Raw genomic sequence first — 16,256 nt, 5'->3', positions numbered from 1 at the left:
TTCTGTGTTGGGATCGCCTTCTCGGCGTCCATGCCGGTTAGTGCGGCCTCCAAAGCAAAGGTTCATGCGTGGTTCGAATTTTCTTCGCGTTTTTTCGCGACGTCGATTTTTAGCCTTCGCCAACGGACGGCGCCTGGCGGGGCCGGCATCGATCATGCATTTTCGCGTGAAGGCCGCTGAGGTAGCGGCGCGGCATCCCATGCGAAGGTCACACCGTGGCGTGCCCAAATGGCCGGCCAAGACCTAGTCCGCGCCCGGCTCTTGTCAGGTAGCGGCAGCAGTCATTGCCGCCACTTGGCACCGCGCTTTCTGCCACTCCCGGCTGCGACTATAACGCCAGTCCAAAGGTACCGGCGGAGGAGACGGGCGTGGTCGCAAATTACATCGACGAGTTCATCATGTTCTGCGCTGGGCTGTGGATGACAGGCGTTGGTTTTGGGCTGCTCCAAAGTCCTTTTCAGGCCCAGAAAGGTCAGCAGCCATGGTGGCTGCAGGTCGCGAAGCATTTCAAATGGATGGGACCGCTTTTGATTTTGATCGCAATAGTGCTCGCGTTCGCGGCGCCGTCCTAGCGGGTTCCGACAGCATTGAGAGACCCGTGGTGTCCTGCAACTGGCAACCGCTGTGTTGTCGGCCTTGCGCCTGATACGTTCGTTGGGGTGCGCTGTGGTTGCTCGCGTTCTGGCGCATCGGCGCCATCGAATCCTGCCTTCAGCTTTTCCACGTGTCGCCTGGCAAAACCAACGGGAAGGCGGCCTTGGCGAGGACTCCAGGGCCAGCCTTCCCGTTGGGCAAGTCGGCCGTGTCAGGCCTTCTTGGCCTCCACCTTCTTGTGGTGGTGGTGGTGGTGGTGGTGATGGTGATGGCGGTGATGCTTGTTGTGATGATGATGATGGTGGTGATGCTTCTTGTGCAGCGGTGCTGCGTCGGCGCTGCTGGCGCCGATGAGCGGCAGAGAGACAGCCAGGGCAAAAGCCAGCCCGAGAGCCGACAGGAGGGACTTCTTCATGACTTCGTTTCCTTTTCTGCGCGGGCTGAATTTGGCCGTCACCGAGCAAGATCGGTGCCGGTGAACCCCGCAGTCATGACTATCGCCTCCGAACTTTTCGACAGTTTTTCCGGACTGTAGAATTTTGTTTCTGGATTGTGTCTGGCGGCTTCGTCGGCAACTTACATCGGCGGAATGACGCCGTTTGTGCCGACAACGACCCGGCCCGCGGTCAGCTTGCCGTCACTGCCGCGCTCGGCGTTGACGAACACCACAGCGCCAGGCTTGAGGTCGGCGGGCGTCGCCGGCGCGAAGGTCACCACCGGCGTCGTCTGCTGGATCGCGATCTGCTTTTTCTGGCCATTGTCGTAGGTCAGCGTCACCGTGCGACCTGCAATCTCGGTGACATCGGCGACCGTGCCGTTGGTCATCCGGCTGTTGGGCTCGAGATCCCACGGGCGGTCGCCTTCGCCGGCGCCCTTCAGCGCGGCCGGGAAGATCACCACCTCGAGCGCGCCGCTGCCGCCATCGGCCTTCGAAACAGAGGCAATGCCGAGGAAATCGCCTTGCTTGATATCCCCGGCATCCGCCTTGGCGACGCCGGAAATCTTCCACCCTTCAGCCAGCGCGATGGCGTCGGTAGCGCCTTCGCGGGTCTTCACCGTCAGCGTCGCTCCGGCAAAGGCGGTCACCGTGCCGCGAATGCGCACGGCCTCGGCGGCTTGCGCCGCGACCATGCTCGCGCCAGCGAGGCCTGAAATCGTGGCGAGCACGATGGCTGATGTCTTGAATGTCATGGATCTGATCCTCTTGGGAAAAGCTGGCCCGATGCGGCTGCCAGCAACATCAGGCTAACGCGCGAGCGGCGCAAAACCGCTGAACACTTCGGCCTGCGGCCCTTCAAAAGAACTTGATTGGGAGATCGGGGCGGAGATCCTATATGTGCCCTGGCGCCTGCGGTTTTGACGCCGGTTCACGATGCTGTGACGGTCGGTTTGGGCCTTGGCAAATCGCCGTCAAGCGGGCATTGTCCCGGCTCTCAGGCAACACCCTATCATTTGATCCAAAACTCTTTAGCCCCATGGAGTTGCCAATGGCCCAAACTGCAAAACACGAACCCTTCTCCAGGCTGGCGGCCGACGTTGCGCTCGAGCACCCCGGCCTCAAAGCCATCCGGGAGACAAAGGGATACAGTATTGAAGAGCTTTCCCTGACCTGCGGTCTGTCGACCAGCGAGATTGCCGACATAGAGAGCGGCAAGGACACCGATCCGACGAAACTTCGCCGGATCGCCGCAGCATTGCAATTGCCGGAAACGGCCCTGATCGATGCCCCGGCGCCCACGGCGCCTGTGGAAAACCGGTCCGTTTCATAAACAACGGCCAAGCGTCGTTCAACAAGCCCGCCATGGTTTGCCCTGGCGGGCTTGTTGCATTCGCCCAACGGCGAATGTCACTTCTTGCTCGGATCGTCCGCCGGGTTGACGTAGGTGATCGCGAACGGCCCCTCGCCATGAACCTGGACGATCGTAGCGCTTGTCGTCCAGGCGTAATGGTTCATTCCCTGTGGGCTACGCCGAAGCCGCCGGCGGTCAGTTCGATGCCCTTGGTCTCGTCGAGCTTGTCGCCCATGCCGATATGAAAATTGCCGGAAATCACCGTCACATATTCCGAGGTGGGATGGTTGTGCGCGGCAATCCTGTAGCCGGCCGGCAGCTTCAACCGCAGCACGTAGATGCCATCCTTCGAGGGGTCCCCGGCGATGACAGCCATGTCCGCGCCGGCGGGCAGCACAGCAGGAGCAGGGCCCCATTTGATGGCGTCCGCGTTCATCGGCATGTCGTCGGCAAGCAGCGGTGCCGTCCCGATAAGCAGCAGCGCCAGAGCCGAGGCGAGCTTGAGCATGATGATCTCTCCGGTTGGTCGTGGGAGCACAGCATCAGCGCCGGCCCTGATCCATTGCGACCTACCAATGCAGCAGCCCGAACACATCTCCCGCACGGGGGATGCGCCTTGTGTTGCTGACATGCGGCGCGACCCGCCCGGCCTGGTACCGCTGCAGCCGTCGAGGGGCGGGGAGGTTGCCGCCGACCGAGCGTGAAGCTATCCAGTGTGAACGCTAACCGTTTTCGAATGGGACAATGCCGAGATGAGCCTTGAATCCGTGCGCGCCTTCCTGGCTGCCCATGCGCCCGATGTCGAAGTGCTCGTCACCGAAGCGAGTTCCGCGACGGTGGCGCTGGCGGCTGAGGCGCATGGCGTGGAGCCGGCGCAGATCGCCAAGACCATCTGCCTGCGCGTCGGCGGTGAGACCATGCTGATCGTGGCCGGCGGCATGTCGAGGCTCGACAACCGCAAATTCAAGGACCGTTTCGGCGGCAAGCCGCGCATGCTTGACGCCGACGAGGTTGTCGCGATTACCAGCCATCCCGTCGGCGGCGTCTGCCCATTCGGCTTGCCGGCGCCGCTGCCGGTCTATTGCGACGTCTCGCTGCGCGCCTTCGATGAAGTCGTGCCCGCGGCCGGCGCCACCAACGCCGCTGTAAGGCTCAGCCCGCAGCGCATGGCACAGATCGTCGGCGCCGAATGGGTCGATGTGTGCCAGTAGCGAATCGTCGGCTGATTTCAGCAGGAGATTTCTGGGAGCAAAACGACTGCGAGCGCAGCTAGTAGAAGATTGAACGACCCATTATACGTGGCGGAATGAACGACGTTTTTGGTTACATCGCCTATGGTGAGAACGAGCTTTACCATCGCGGCGCGCTGCTCAGCGCCCTCAAGCTTTTGCACCATTGCCCGACCGCCAGAATAACTGTCGCAACGGACAGGTCTGAACTCTTTCGCGGTTATCCCATTGAGACAATGCTTATAACGACCGAACAGAAAGAGCAGTGGTCTTTCGGTGGAAGATATCATTTCGGCATCAAGGCCGGGACGATGCGTGAGCTTTTGCGGCGAGCTGATCGGCTGCTTTTCATGGACACCGACATGTACCCGGTGGGTGACCCGTCGAAGGGCTTCCACTCGATTTCTGCGATCCACTCCATCATGCGCCTGTGCGAAGGGAAGCACCGCATCTATCAACGTGCGCTGCCGGGCAAGAACATCAGCATCGGCGGCCAGGTTTTGACCGGCCAGGAGCCGATGTGGAACAGCGGCATCGTTGGAATTCACCGAGAAAGCCTCAGTGCTATGGTTGACGCTTTCGCCGCTATCAAGGTGGTTCATGAGGTGACCGACACATGGGCGCCGGAGCAGTTTTGCCTCGGGGTAGCCCTTTCTCAAAACGGCCGAACCATCAGCCCGCATCGCCTGCCGATCCGGCACTACAACACCCGAGGCAAAAAGCAGTTCGCTGAGCCGCGCGTACATGCGTTCTTTAATGCTTACGGCTCGGTGCCAGTCGGCCAGCAGGTTGCAAAGGCCGGTAGATATCGTCTGTGGCGGACGCCCTTGGATTTATGGCATCAGAAGCATAGGAAGTCACTGTGACGGGATGGCTATGCATGAGGAATCCGTTTCGATCCAGGCTGCCCTCAACCGTGATCCTCGGACGTCACACCTATGGGGTGAGCCGGAGGAAGGTGTTTGGAACGTCTGCCGCCACTCCGTTGACCATAGGGGCGTTTTGTTCGGTGGCCGGCAATGTCAGCTTTGAGTGTTCGGGAGGAAGTCACACGCCCTGGGCTGCAACCACATTCCCGATCCATAGCCGCTTGATGGAATCAGTTGATCCCACTGAACACGGTGGCGAACCCGTGGGCATCACCATTGCCAATGATGTTTGGATCGGCCGCGATGCGCTGATCATGCCAGGCATTCACATCGCCGATGGCGCCATTGTCGCGGCCGGGGCCGTCGTCACCAGGGATGTGCCGCCATACGCCATCGTCGGCGGGGTCCCGGCCAAGCTCATCCGCTATCGCTTTTCAGATGATGTCATTGGGAGGTTGCTGGCGATCCGGTGGTGGGAATGGAGCGACGAGAAGATCAAGCAGGAGGCTGCTTTTCTTACCGGCCCGATCGAATTTTTCTTGGAGCGACATGCCGGTGCGACACCGTAAGAACGCATCTTGCTGGTCGCTGCAGTGGGGCTGAGAAATTGCATGGCCACTTGGGGGAAGCAGCTAGTCGCCTGTGTTGTTTGGTCGGAGTGGCCGGATTCGAACCGACGACCCCTTGACCCCCAGTCAAGTGCGCTACCGGGCTGCGCTACACTCCGGACCGCGCAAAGCCTTATATTTTCGAGAGTTGTGGTGCAAGGGCTAAAACGGTGCATGTGAACGAGCCGAACGAATATCACCTCGCTTGGCGACAGCGTGCGGAATCGCGGCGGCTCTGCGGATAGCTGAGAAAGTGGGACGCACCCAAATATCCAGGCAAACGTTCAATAGTGAGCACCAACATCCAACTTGTCGATGAAACACCAAGAGGATATGGCTCGCGCTCGAGCGACGAGAAGGATTGGACGTGAACTCCTGCTTTTTTCTTGCGGCTGACGGGGGCTATTTTCCGTATGCATGCTTGACAGCGCGCAGAATATTGGACGTCTCGGCGGCGACGACGCCAGGCTTCATTCTTTACGTTGACGCAGGCGACGATGACATGCGGGTGGCGCGGCGCCTGCTCAAGGGTCAAGTCGAACTGGTCGACGTTTCGTCGTTCATGGAGAAGGTGAGATCCGGATTTCGCGACAGCGGCATTGCCGCGTTCATTCGACTGTTTGCGGACCAGATACCTGAATTCGAAGCTTATGATCGTATCGCGTACACGGACTGCGACGTGTTGTTCAACCGAGACATTGGCGACCTGACAGGCCAGAAGCTTCAGGCCCCGCTGCTGGCGGCCCATGATGATTATATGTATTTCCTGCCGACCTATCGGCAGAAGCTCTCGATGCAGCCGGGAGCTCCGTACTTCAATTCGGGCGTGCTGCTGTTTGACATGATATCTGTGCGTGCGCAATCGCTTTTGGAGCATACCCGTCAAGTCGCCATCGAGAAAAAGCTGAACGACCAGAACGCGCTAAACATCGCTTTCGAAGGCAAGTGGCAGACGATGCATCCGAACTGGAATTTGATGTCCAACTACACGAAAGAGTATCGATTCTCTCAGGCATACGCCCGGCATTTTTCAGGCAGCAAGCCATGGGGAGGCCAGGTCGGCGTAGAGCTCGACGCCTTGGCGGTCTATCGCGACCTTGCGAAGGACACGCCTTGGCTTCAACGCTTTCGGCAACGCATTCCATTCGAGCGAGGCGTGCTGAAGAGGCTGGGGCGCCGGATCGATGCCGCTCGGGGGCTTCTGCTCAACGATAAGAGAAAGAAACGGCGGGCTTACTATGATGGCCGCAAGACCCACAAGATCTATGCGGAGCAAGCTGATTCCGGGGCCCTGGCCGTCAGTTTCCCAGAAGTACTGGGAGGGTTCGCTTGAGCCGCTACGACGGGCCACAGTCAACGGGCGGGCATTGTAGCATGCAACAGAGATCATGTTTCTTTTTTGCTGCCGACCAAAAATTCTTCCCCTTTGCCTGTCTGGCGGCTCGCCGCGTCCTGGATGTTTCGGCACCGGTCGACGGCTTTATCCTGCACACTGGCATGATCTCCGCCGAAGACCGGTCTGCCGGTGAGCGTTTGTTCGATGGGAGGATCGGCATCATCGACGTAACGAAATTCATGGAGGCGACGAACTTCAACCGTGGAACGCATCCCACCCTTGCGACCTACATCAGGCTGTTTGCCGATCAATTGCCTGAATTCGAGCCATACGACCGCATCGCCTATTCAGACGCCGACGTGCTTTTCAACCGATCGATAGCCGATCTCTGCAACACCCCGCTCAATGCACCGTTGCTGGCCGCTCACGACGAGCAGAGTTACTTCGATGCAAAGTACAGGCAACATCTGCCGATGCAGCCTGGAGCGCCGAAATTCAACGCCGGCGTTCTTCTCTTCAACATGCCCCTGCTCAGGGCTGAGGGGCTTCTGGAGCGCACGCGGCAGCTGGCGTCCGAGCATGTCTACGGAATGGATCAGGGCGCATTGAACGTGGCCTTCGAAGGCCGATGGCAGACGATGCACCCGTTCTGGAACGTGATGACCAACTACAGCAGCCAGATCCCTTTCAGCAGGTGCTATGCGCGGCACTTCGCGTGGGGCAAACCTTGGGAGCCTCGGCCAGTCGGTGTCGAGGTCGACGCCATGGCTGTCTATCGCGACCTGGCGAAAGGCACCCCCTGGGCCGGACGCTTCAGCCGCAGCTGGCCGGTCAAGAGAGGGTTGATGAAGAATTTTGGCCGCAAGTTCGATGCCATCAGCGGCATCTTGTTGGACGACGAGAAGCGCAAACGCAGGGCGCGGTTCGACGCCGAAAAGGTCAGCGCCATCTTTGCCGATCACGCCACCAAATCGATGCTGGCAGTGCGGTATCCCGAGCGGGTGACCGGTATCGCGAGATAGACGAAATCGTCGGTCGCAATTCGTTCCGAAGGCGAAGTCATCCGAACTCGGCGGCTTTCCCATCGGTTTAGCGTTGCGCCACCGCCCGCAACCCGCGCTGATGCCTGTATTCCAGCGCGATCGCGCCCCAGATCAGGCCGAGCAGCAGGTAGACATGGCGCCAGTGGTCGATGTCGATGAAGGTGCCGAGCCCGATATTGCCGATGAAAGCGACGTAGGCGCAGAGCAGATAGGGCTGCCATGGCCGGTCGCGCAAAAGGATGCGGAAGCCGGCCGCGATCGTCCACAGCGTCAGCGACAGGAACGAGACGAAGCCGAGCCAGCCATAATCCATCAGCGTCTTCAGCCAGATGTCGTGCGTGTCTTCGCCGAAAATGGTGCCGAACACCAGCGGGCCGATGCCGAGCGGATGTTCGAGCGCCATCTCGAAGCCGATCGTGTAGCGGGCAAAGCGGCCAAGGCGCGCCGTGTCGTAGCTCTGTTCGAGCTGGGCGCGGCTGGAAAACATCTCGCCGACGCCGGGCAGCTGCAGAATGACGATCATGGCGACCACCAGCAGGGTGACGGCGGCAATGGTCATGATGATGACGCGCAGCCGGAACTTGCCGCTGTTGCTTTGCAGGAACAGGGCGCCGGTGAGCAGGATGGCCGAGACGGCGAACATGCCCCAGGCGCCGCGCGAGAAGGAGAAGAAAATGCCGGCGGTGATGATCAGCAGCGGCACCGCCAGAAGCGGCATGCGCGCGATCGAGCCGGTCAACAGGAGATAGAGCAGATAGATGCCGGGCAGCACCAGGAACGGCCCGAACACGTTCGGATCCTGGAAGGCGCCCTGGGCGCGGTCGTATCTGGTGAAGATTTCAGCGCCCGGGAAAGCGTGGAAATAGCCGGCAATGCCGAGCAGCGAGGTCACCACCGCGGAGACGACATAGGCGATGAAGATCAGCCGGTAGAGGCCGGGCTGCACCGCCGTCACCGACGAGAAGAACACCGCGGTGAACGCGAGAAACAGCGAGACGGCGAGATAGAGCGGTGTGTTGGCGAGATCGGCCATCTGCGTCATGGCAATCATGCCGCCGATGTTCATCGTGATCAGCAGCACGAGCAGCGGCACGGCGGCGCGCGATATGCGCAGGCCAAACAGCACCCACACCCCGATCAGCCCGAGCATGAAAAGATCGTAGGGCGCCGGTTCGTCGATGACGAAGCCTGACAGGAAGACGCCGAAAAACACCGCGCCGGAGGATATCAGCCCGATCAGCTTGGCATTGACCGCAGCCTGCGGCACATCATGGGAAATCGCGCTCAATAGGCGTTTTCCGTGTTGAGCAGCCGCAGCGGCGTCATGAGCAGGATGCGCAGATCGAACAGCATCGACCAGTTCTCGATGTAATAGAGGTCGTATTCCGTGCGCATGCGGATCTTCTCATTGGTGTCCATCTCGCCGCGCCAGCCATTGATCTGCGCCCAGCCGGTAACGCCGGGCTTGACCTTGTGGCGGGCGAAATAGCCGTCGACCACCTCATTGTAGAGAAGGTTGTGCGACTGCGCGGCAATCGCATGCGGGCGCGGACCGACCAGTGACAGCGTGCCGAACAGCGAGTTGAAGAACTGCGGCAGCTCGTCGATCGAGCTCTTGCGGATGAAGCGGCCGACGCGGGTGACGCGCGGATCGTTCTTGGTCACCGTCTGCTTGGCGGTCGGGTCGGAGCGGTCGGTATACATGGAGCGGAATTTGTAGACTTCGACGATCTCATTGTTGAAGCCGTGCCGCTTCTGCTTGAACAGCACCGGACCCTTGCTGTCGAGCTTGATGGCGATGGCAGTCGCCAGCATCACCGGTGAAAACAGGATGATGCCGATCAGCGAGAAGACGATGTCGAAGGCGCGCTTGGCGACCGAATCCCAGTCGTTGATCGGCCTGTCGAAGATGTCGAGCATCGGCACCGAGCCGATGTAGGAATAGGCGCGCGGGCGAAACTGCAGCGCGTTGGAATGCGCCGAGAGCCGGATGTCGACCGGCAGCACCCACAGCTTCTTCAGCAGTTGCAGCACGCGCGTTTCGGCAGTCAGCGGCAGCGACACGATCAGCATGTCGATGCGCGCGATGCGGGCGAATTCCATCAGCTCCGAAATGGTGCCGAGCTTGGGATAGCCGGCCACGATCGGCGGCGAGCGCTTGTCGCCGCGGTCATCGAAGATGCCGCAGATACGGATGTCGTTGTCTGGCTGCTTCTCGACCGAGCGGATCAGCATCTCGGCCGCCTTGCCGCCGCCGACGATGACGGCGCGGCGTTCCATGCGGCCGTTGCGCGCCCAGCGCCGGATCAGCTTCGACATCACCAGCCTGAGGCCGAACAGCAGAAGCAGGCCGACGACAAACCAGGTGCCGAACAGCAGACGCGAATAATCCTCCGACATTTTCATGATGAAGGCCGTCAGCGCCATCAGCGCGAAGGTGCCGGCCCAGACCATCAGCACGCGGCCGAGATTGGAGATCGGTCGCATCAAGGCGGAGATCTGGTAGCAATCGCTGACGTCGAGCAGCACCACGGCCACGAATGACGCCGCGGCAATGGTCAGCGGATATTGCCAGGCGAGATAGTTGAAGAAGCCGACAAAGTGGAAGTAGAGCGCGAGCCCCGACAGGAACAGCAAGCCGAATTCGCCTATGCGCAATACGCCGCTGACCATGACCGGCGACATCGTATCGCGCCGGTATTGCGAGGCGACCTGGCGGGCAACACTGTTCATGCCGCCGGGCGTGGGGCTCTCGGCAGGACTGTCGAATTTGCGCACCGCATCGGCCGAAAAGCGGCGCGTGGGGTCGGTCTCGTTCATCGGGTTTCCCACAAGCTTCCGCGATGACGATAGCAGAAAGAGAGCTAAAAAAACCTTGAGACAACTTGTGGTTTTGGAGGGTCCTCTATCTGTTAAGCGCGGCGAAATAGGCCTTTTCGATTTCGGCGGCCATCACATCGGCGCCGAATCGCGCCTTGAGGCTGGCCGTATCGGGCATGACGCGCCGGTAGGCGTCGAGATCGCGCAGCGCTTCACCCACCTTGTCGCCGAGTTGGCGCGGATCGGGACGGATCAGGGCAGGGGATCCCTCACCGAAGATTTCGGGAATGCCGCCGACGGCCGTGGCGATCATCGGCCTGCCGGCCGCTAGCGTCTCCAGAACGATATAGGGCATGGCTTCCGCGCGGGAGGGGACGACGACCAGATCGGCCAGCGAAAATGCCTCCCTGGCTGGCATAGGCGGCAAGAAGCGGACCTGTTTTTCGAGGCCCAGCCGTTTCACCTGCGCATGGTAGCGCGGCAGGTCGTCGCCATCGCCGACCATGACCGCGGTCAAGCGGCGCTCAAGCTGGGACCCGGCCAGCACCAGCGCCTCGATGAAAATGTCAGGCCCTTTGAGGTCGCGCATCATGCCGATGTAGAGCAGGTCGGCTGCGTCGGGCTGTGCGACCACCGGTTCGAACTCGGCGGCGCGCAGGCCGTTATAGACCAGCGTGTTCGGGATAGGCGGTTCGCCGACCTTCTTGCGATAGGTGCGCCGCTCATAGTCGGAGACGAACAGCAGGCAGTCGGTGAAGCGCGCCATGAAGCGCTCGAGCGCGAAGAACAGCTTCCCGGTCGTCGTCGTTTCGTCATAGTGGAGGGAGCCGCCATGCGGCGAATAGAGGCGGGCTACGCGAGACCTAGATACCCGCAACAATGAGCCGAACAGACGGGCATAGGCGCCACCTTTGGCGCCGTGCCCGTGCAACACGTCCGGCCGCAATTCCTTGATGATTCGATAGGTACGCCAGGCCGAGGCGAAGTCGCCCGGCCCGACATGGCGCTGCATCGGCGTGCGATGGATGCCGAGCGCCAGGCTGTCCTTCATCTGGTCGAACAGGCGTTCCTCGTATTCGCCGCCGGTGGTCGAATCGCAGACGATGCCGACAACATGTCCGGCGGCGAGCTGGGCCTCCGTCAGGTCGCGCACATGCCGGAAGATCCCGCCGACGGGTGAGCGAAAGCAGTGGACGATCCTGAGCTGGTCCGCCACGTTGATGTCAGAACAGGCGTTCGCGAACGTAGACCGTGTCGCCCGGCAGCAGCGGATCGGAGGTAACCACCCGGCCTGTCATCACCTTGCCGTTGATGTCGCGGGTGATGTCGACGCTTTCCTGGTTGGCGCGCGGCGAGAAACCGCCGGCAATCGCGATGGCCTTCTGCACGGTGAGGCCCGGCACGTAGGAATACTGGCCGGCGGCGCCCACTTCGCCCATGACGAAGATCGGCCGGTAGCGATCGATCTCGACCGACACGTCGGGGTCGCGCAGATAGCCTTGGCGCAGTTTGTCGGCGAGCGCTTTTTCCAGCTGCTGGGCCGTGTGGCCGCGCGCCGGCACCGCGCCGACCAGCGGGAAGGACATGTAGCCGGACTGATCGACACTGTAGGTGTTGGTCAGACCGTCCTGTTCGAACACGGTGACGCGGACACGGTCGCCGGCGCCGAGCCGATAGGGCTGGTCGAGTACCTCGTGGAAGGCCGCCGGCGTCGGCCGGTAGCTGGAGCAGCCGGCGAGCATCGACACGGCCAGCAGAGCGCGAAACAGACCAGCAGCGCTTTTCATGATCGGACACACACCTTCGTCGCTATGGCCGCCAGGACACAGCGGCAAACCTTAAGGATCTGGGTTCGTTATCATCCTGTTAGGGTTAATGGCCGGTAAAGGGACGCGGCCGATTTGGCGGCAATCGACAAAAAGCCGTATAGTTTTGCTGGCTTTGTTTACCGGATGTCAGCAAACCCTAACAGCTGCTTACCGCGATCTTAACGGCTGAGTTACCATAGTTGTTTACGCTACCATCTAGCCTCATGTTCCGGAGCAGGAATGCATGTCCGACCAGTCCGCGGCCGCAGATGTCGATGTCGACCTGAGACAGCTCTTCGCCAGCCTGGCGCGGAACTGGCTGCGCATTCTTGTGATCACGCTTCTCGTCACTGGTCTCGCCTTCGCGTTCGCGTGGCTTGCCACGCCGCATTACAAGGCGACGACGCAGCTGAAAATCCAGTTGAGCGAGTCGGCCTATACGCGGCCTGCCGGTACCAATGAAGACGACAAACCTGTGCTCGATGCGGAAGGTGTAGCAACCGAGGTTCAGGTCATTTCCTCGTCCGACATTCTCAAGCAGGTGGCTGCCGACCTTAAGCTGGGCGACAAGCCCGAGTTCAACTATGCGCTCGGCATGTCGCCGGTCACCCGGCTCCTGGTCATTGCCGGGCTGAAGAGCGATCCGGAAGAAATTCCGCTCGAAGAGCGCGTGCTGACGAAGATGCGCGACAAGCTCAATGTTTATGGCGTGGAAAAGACCCGCGTCATCGCCGTCGAATTTTCCTCTGAAGATCCCCAGCTTGCCGCTGACATTCCGAACGCCATCGCCAAGGCCTACCTGGCCTATCAGGCGGACGCCAAGACCAAGTCGAACGCCGCCGCGACCGCCTTCCTCGGGCCGGAAATCGACGATCTGCAGAAGCAGGTCAGGGATGCAGAGGCCAAGGTCGCGGCCTTCCGTTCCGCCCAGTCGGACCTGTTGATGGGCGGCAACAATTCGGTGCTGGCGACACAGCAATTGTCCGAGCTATCGACCGAACTGTCGCGTGTGCGCGCCAGCCGCGCTTCGGCCGAGGCGACGGCCGAAAGGGTGCGCCAGGCTCTGCAGAATGGCGGTTCGCTGGACGCTGTACCCGAAGTGCTGTCTTCCGATCTGATCCAGCGGCTGCGTGAGCGTCAGATCGAGCTCAGAACCAACATCGCCGATCTTTCCACCACCTTGCTCGACAACCATCCCCGCCTGCGGGCGATGAGGTCGCAGCTTGCCGATCTCGACGGCCAGATCCGCAACGAAGCGCAAAAAATCATGCGCGGGTTGCTGACGCAGGCGCAGACCGCCCAGGCGCGCGAAAACCAGCTGATATCGGACGTCAACAAGCTGAAAGCGGCGTCGTCGCGGGCCGGCGAGGAGCAGGTCCAGCTGGATGCGCTGCAGCGCGAGGCGAACGTCCGGCGCCAGCAGCTTGAATCCTATATGGCGAGCTTCCGCGAAGTGTCCTCGCGCAAGAATTACCTGCCGGTCGATGCCAGCGTGTTTTCCGAGGCGCGCGTGCCGTCGGAACCCTATTTCCCCAAGCTCGTGCCGATCGTCGGCGCCGCCTTAGTCGGCTCGCTGCTGCTGATGTCGGTCATCACGCTGCTGCAGGAGCTGTTTTCCGGCCGCGCCATGCGTCCGGCCCCAGGGGCCCGCTTGGACCGCATCGAACAGGTTGCGATGCCGGCAATGTCGGCGCCGGTCGTCGACCCGGAACCGGCCGCAGTCGTGGCCGAGGAGGTGGTCGATCAGCGGACGGCCATGGAGTCTGAACTGGCGCCCGAGCCGGAGCAGGAGCCGGCTCCTTCAGTGCTGGAAGGAGCAGCGGCTGCCGATCCAGAACCGCAATCCGAACCCGAGCGGGTACGCTCCAGCCTTGGCGAGATCGATGTCGAGAAGGCGGCGGAAAAGCTGATCGCCAGCGGTGCTGCGCGCGCCATCTTCGTGTCGCCCGAAGGCGATGAGGCGGCTGCATCGGCAGTGCTGGTAGCGCGCGAAGTCTCCGACGCTGGCCTGCGTGTGCTGCTGCTCGATCTCACGGCGTCAGGTGCCGCCTCGCGGCCGATGCTGGACAGCGGACTTTTCCCCGGCATCACCAATCTGCTGGCTTCGGAAGCGCAGTTCAGCGACGTCATTCACGCCGACCTCTATTCCGACTGCCATGTCGTTCCCGTCGGCACCGCCGATCCGGTTCGCGCCATGCGCGCCGCCGACCGGCTGCCGATCATCATGCAGTCGCTGACCACTGCCTATGATCTGGTCATTGTCGAATGCGGACCGGCCGATGCGCAAGGCATCAGCCGACTGGTCGGCGACAGCACTGAGGTCTTCATGTCCATGCTGCAGGCGGACGATGAGGTGGCGCAGGCCGCCGTCGAGCTGATCGAAAGCGGCTATCCCGACCTCACTCTGGTGACGCCGATCGGCCACGAGACGCCGGGTAACCCCGTGCCGGGACGACGTAGCGCCGCCTGAGACATCAGACAATTCGACTTAGGCGGCGCTACTACGGATCGGCTCGTCCATCGCCCGCCGGCTCCCGAAAAACCAAGCCTGTCAGTCGGCGCCGGGATCTACCCCAACTCCAGGGTCGTCACGCCAAATATTCGGCGCGAGTCGACCTTCGGAGGCGGGCCCTTGTACATGCGCGTGGTGGTGAAGGTCGGCCTGAAACCAATTGCTGAAAGCGCCGTGGTGAAATCGAAATTTTCGGCAGGAACGTCGATATGCAGGTCGCCACCTTCGCATGCGGCAGCCAGACTGCCCATGAGCTGCATCGCCGTCTCGGTGTCGTCGGCAAACAGCGGGCCGATCTTGTAACCCGAACGGCAGGGACGAGCCACGGCGTAGCCTATGGTGCCGAGTGAACTGATCGCGGCGAACCCGCAATGCGGCGGCTGCGCCCAGCGGTGCAGGAAGGCTCGTCGAGGCGCGGGGAAACAGCGGGCGTCATAGGCGATGATGTCGGGCACGAGTTGCGTGGTTATCATGCGCACCCCTTCGCTTCGGACGGGCGGGGTCGCGATACGGCCGCTGAAGCGGATGGTTTCGTACGCCGAGCTGAATCCCGTGCGGCGATAATTCGCCAGCTGCGCGGCGACCCCGTCGAGGCCGACCGTTCGGCCGGCCAGCCTGGCCATGCCCGCATTCCAGACTGCTTTGCCATGGCCTTTGCCGCGCATGTCTGGTCGGCAGATGTAGAGACCGATGAAACCGAAGTTGCCGCCATAGGCGACAGCCGAGATGGCGGCGGTCATCTCGTTGTCGACAAAAGCGCCGATGAACCCTTCAGGATCGGTTGGCCGGAACGCGGCGGCATCATCAAGGCCAGGGTTCCAGCCTTCAGCCGCCGCCCAGTCGATGAGAACGGTCAGTTCCGGCGGAGACAATGCGCGGACGGTAGGCTTCATAGCGTTCACTCCGCGGCGACCACCCCCGGCGAGAAGGATTTCAGCACGCCGCGATAGGGCTTGGCCAGCGGACTGGCATAGGAGCCGCGCTTCGAGGTCGACAGGCCCAATGCGATCAGCGCCTCGGCCTGTTTGAGGGCGGCGCCGACGCCGTCGATGACGGGCAGGTCGAACTCTTGCTGCAACCGGTGTGCCAGGTCGGCCATGCCGGCGCAGCCGAGCACGATGGCCTCGGCGCGGTCTTCCGCTATGGCGCGGGCGATCTCGGCGCGCAGTTTCTCGACAGCGCCGGAAGCAGCGTCTTCAAGCGAGAGTACGGGAATGTCGGCGGCGCGCACGCGGGCACGCCCGGCCATGCCATAGCGCTGCACCAGCCCCTCGACAGGGACACGCGAGCGTTCGGTGGTCGTCACCACTGTGAATCGCTGGGCAATGTAGGAGGCGACACCGAGTGCGGCCTCGCAGATGCCGATGACCGGAATGGAGGCCATGGCGCGTGCCGCATCCAGGCCGGTATCGTCGAAGCAGGCGATGATGGCGGCCTGAGCCCCGGCACGTTCGCCGGCGGCGATCTCCATCAAAAGGCCGGGCACGGCCAATGCCTCGTCATAATAGCCCTCGATCGAGGCCGGGCCCATCGAGGAGGTGACCGCGATCACCTCGGTCCCGGCGCCGGCAACGCCGCGCGCCGCCGCCGCGATCGTCTCGGTCATGCTCGCCGTCGTGTTGGGGTTCACCACCAGTATCTGCACAA

17 protein-coding genes and 1 tRNA gene are annotated in these 16,256 nt (G+C 61.8%); 8 read left to right on the top strand and 10 right to left on the bottom strand.

What is annotated here, in order from left to right; genetic code table 11:
- The first annotated feature begins 368 nt into the window (after positions 1-368).
- On the top strand, positions 369-572 hold the full coding sequence (locus NL532_RS21460) for a hypothetical protein (protein WP_023669377.1): 204 nt from the start codon (positions 369-371) through the stop codon (positions 570-572).
- Positions 573-805: 233 nt separating this feature from the next.
- Here the strand turns inward: NL532_RS21460 and NL532_RS21455 are convergent, their stop codons facing one another.
- Both NL532_RS21455 and NL532_RS21450 read right to left on the bottom strand, forming a co-directional pair.
- The gene (locus NL532_RS21455) at positions 806-1,009 is read right to left on the bottom strand and encodes a hypothetical protein (protein WP_081731016.1); all 204 of its coding nucleotides are present in this window, start codon (positions 1,007-1,009) and stop codon (positions 806-808) included.
- Between the two features lie 161 nt (positions 1,010-1,170).
- Positions 1,171-1,785, bottom strand: a complete 615-nt coding sequence (locus NL532_RS21450) for a hypothetical protein (RefSeq protein WP_023829437.1) — start codon at positions 1,783-1,785, stop codon at positions 1,171-1,173.
- 296 nt (positions 1,786-2,081) lie between these two features.
- On the opposite strand from NL532_RS21450, the gene NL532_RS21445 reads away from it, so the two are divergent.
- Positions 2,082-2,363, top strand: coding sequence for a helix-turn-helix domain-containing protein (locus NL532_RS21445; RefSeq protein WP_023715403.1), 282 nt, complete (start codon positions 2,082-2,084; stop codon positions 2,361-2,363).
- A gap of 181 nt (positions 2,364-2,544) precedes the next feature.
- Here NL532_RS21445 and NL532_RS21440 read toward each other — a convergent pair whose 3' ends face one another.
- Positions 2,545-2,892: a cupin domain-containing protein gene (locus tag NL532_RS21440; RefSeq protein WP_245270328.1), complete on the bottom strand. Its 348-nt coding sequence runs from the start codon at positions 2,890-2,892 to the stop codon at positions 2,545-2,547.
- Between the two features lie 244 nt (positions 2,893-3,136).
- Here NL532_RS21440 and NL532_RS21435 point away from each other — a divergent pair, with 244 nt between their 5' ends.
- From NL532_RS21435 to NL532_RS21425, 3 genes are all read left to right on the top strand, one after another.
- On the top strand, positions 3,137-3,595 hold the full coding sequence (locus tag NL532_RS21435) for a YbaK/EbsC family protein (protein ID WP_023669382.1): 459 nt from the start codon (positions 3,137-3,139) through the stop codon (positions 3,593-3,595).
- A 95-nt stretch (positions 3,596-3,690) separates the two neighbouring features.
- Entirely contained in the window at positions 3,691-4,479 is a 789-nt protein-coding gene (locus tag NL532_RS21430) for a hypothetical protein (protein ID WP_023753638.1), read from the top strand.
- Positions 4,480-4,622: 143 nt separating this feature from the next.
- Positions 4,623-5,051, top strand: a complete 429-nt coding sequence (locus NL532_RS21425; protein WP_280799930.1) for a CatB-related O-acetyltransferase — start codon at positions 4,623-4,625, stop codon at positions 5,049-5,051.
- An 81-nt stretch (positions 5,052-5,132) separates the two neighbouring features.
- Here NL532_RS21425 and NL532_RS21420 read toward each other — a convergent pair.
- A tRNA-Pro gene (locus tag NL532_RS21420) sits at positions 5,133-5,209 on the bottom strand.
- Positions 5,210-5,457: 248 nt separating this feature from the next.
- Here NL532_RS21420 and NL532_RS21415 point away from each other — a divergent pair.
- On the top strand, positions 5,458-6,423 hold the full coding sequence (locus tag NL532_RS21415; RefSeq protein ID WP_245270329.1) for a glycosyltransferase family 8 protein: 966 nt from the start codon (positions 5,458-5,460) through the stop codon (positions 6,421-6,423).
- Positions 6,420-7,448: a glycosyltransferase family 8 protein gene (locus tag NL532_RS21410; RefSeq protein WP_155923836.1), complete on the top strand. Its 1,029-nt coding sequence runs from the start codon at positions 6,420-6,422 to the stop codon at positions 7,446-7,448. Before NL532_RS21415 ends, NL532_RS21410 begins: the two co-directional genes overlap by 4 nt.
- A gap of 67 nt (positions 7,449-7,515) precedes the next feature.
- Here the strand turns inward: NL532_RS21410 and NL532_RS21405 are convergent, their stop codons facing one another.
- From NL532_RS21405 to NL532_RS21390, 4 genes are all read right to left on the bottom strand, one after another.
- Positions 7,516-8,757 carry an O-antigen ligase family protein gene (locus tag NL532_RS21405; protein WP_023829440.1) on the bottom strand — a complete coding sequence of 414 codons (1,242 nt, stop codon included), beginning with the start codon at positions 8,755-8,757 and terminating at the stop codon, positions 7,516-7,518.
- Positions 8,754-10,289 (bottom strand): undecaprenyl-phosphate glucose phosphotransferase, encoded by a 1,536-nt coding sequence (locus tag NL532_RS21400; protein ID WP_023669388.1) that lies wholly within the window; start codon positions 10,287-10,289, stop codon positions 8,754-8,756. Before NL532_RS21400 ends, NL532_RS21405 begins: the two co-directional genes overlap by 4 nt.
- An 85-nt stretch (positions 10,290-10,374) precedes the next feature.
- Positions 10,375-11,505: a glycosyltransferase gene (locus NL532_RS21395; RefSeq protein WP_023669389.1), complete on the bottom strand. Its 1,131-nt coding sequence runs from the start codon at positions 11,503-11,505 to the stop codon at positions 10,375-10,377.
- A gap of 7 nt (positions 11,506-11,512) precedes the next feature.
- Positions 11,513-12,076, bottom strand: a complete 564-nt coding sequence (locus tag NL532_RS21390) for a polysaccharide biosynthesis/export family protein (protein ID WP_023669390.1) — start codon at positions 12,074-12,076, stop codon at positions 11,513-11,515.
- 265 nt (positions 12,077-12,341) lie between these two features.
- On the opposite strand from NL532_RS21390, the gene NL532_RS21385 reads away from it, so the two are divergent.
- Positions 12,342-14,567, top strand: a complete 2,226-nt coding sequence (locus NL532_RS21385; RefSeq protein ID WP_023829441.1) for a GumC family protein — start codon at positions 12,342-12,344, stop codon at positions 14,565-14,567.
- A 98-nt stretch (positions 14,568-14,665) separates the two neighbouring features.
- Here the strand turns inward: NL532_RS21385 and NL532_RS21380 are convergent, their stop codons facing one another.
- Positions 14,666-15,502, bottom strand: coding sequence for a GNAT family N-acetyltransferase (locus NL532_RS21380; RefSeq protein WP_023700527.1), 837 nt, complete (start codon positions 15,500-15,502; stop codon positions 14,666-14,668).
- A gap of 5 nt (positions 15,503-15,507) precedes the next feature.
- Entirely contained in the window at positions 15,508-16,254 is a 747-nt protein-coding gene (locus NL532_RS21375) for an aspartate/glutamate racemase family protein (RefSeq protein WP_023700526.1), read from the bottom strand.
- Between the last annotated feature and the right edge of the window lie 2 nt (positions 16,255-16,256).

The organism is Mesorhizobium sp. C120A, from assembly GCF_030323105.1.
Classification (GTDB): Bacteria; Pseudomonadota; Alphaproteobacteria; order Rhizobiales; family Rhizobiaceae; genus Mesorhizobium.
The sequence above is the reverse complement of the archived record's forward strand: the minus strand, read 5'-3'. Positions and strand labels throughout refer to the sequence as shown.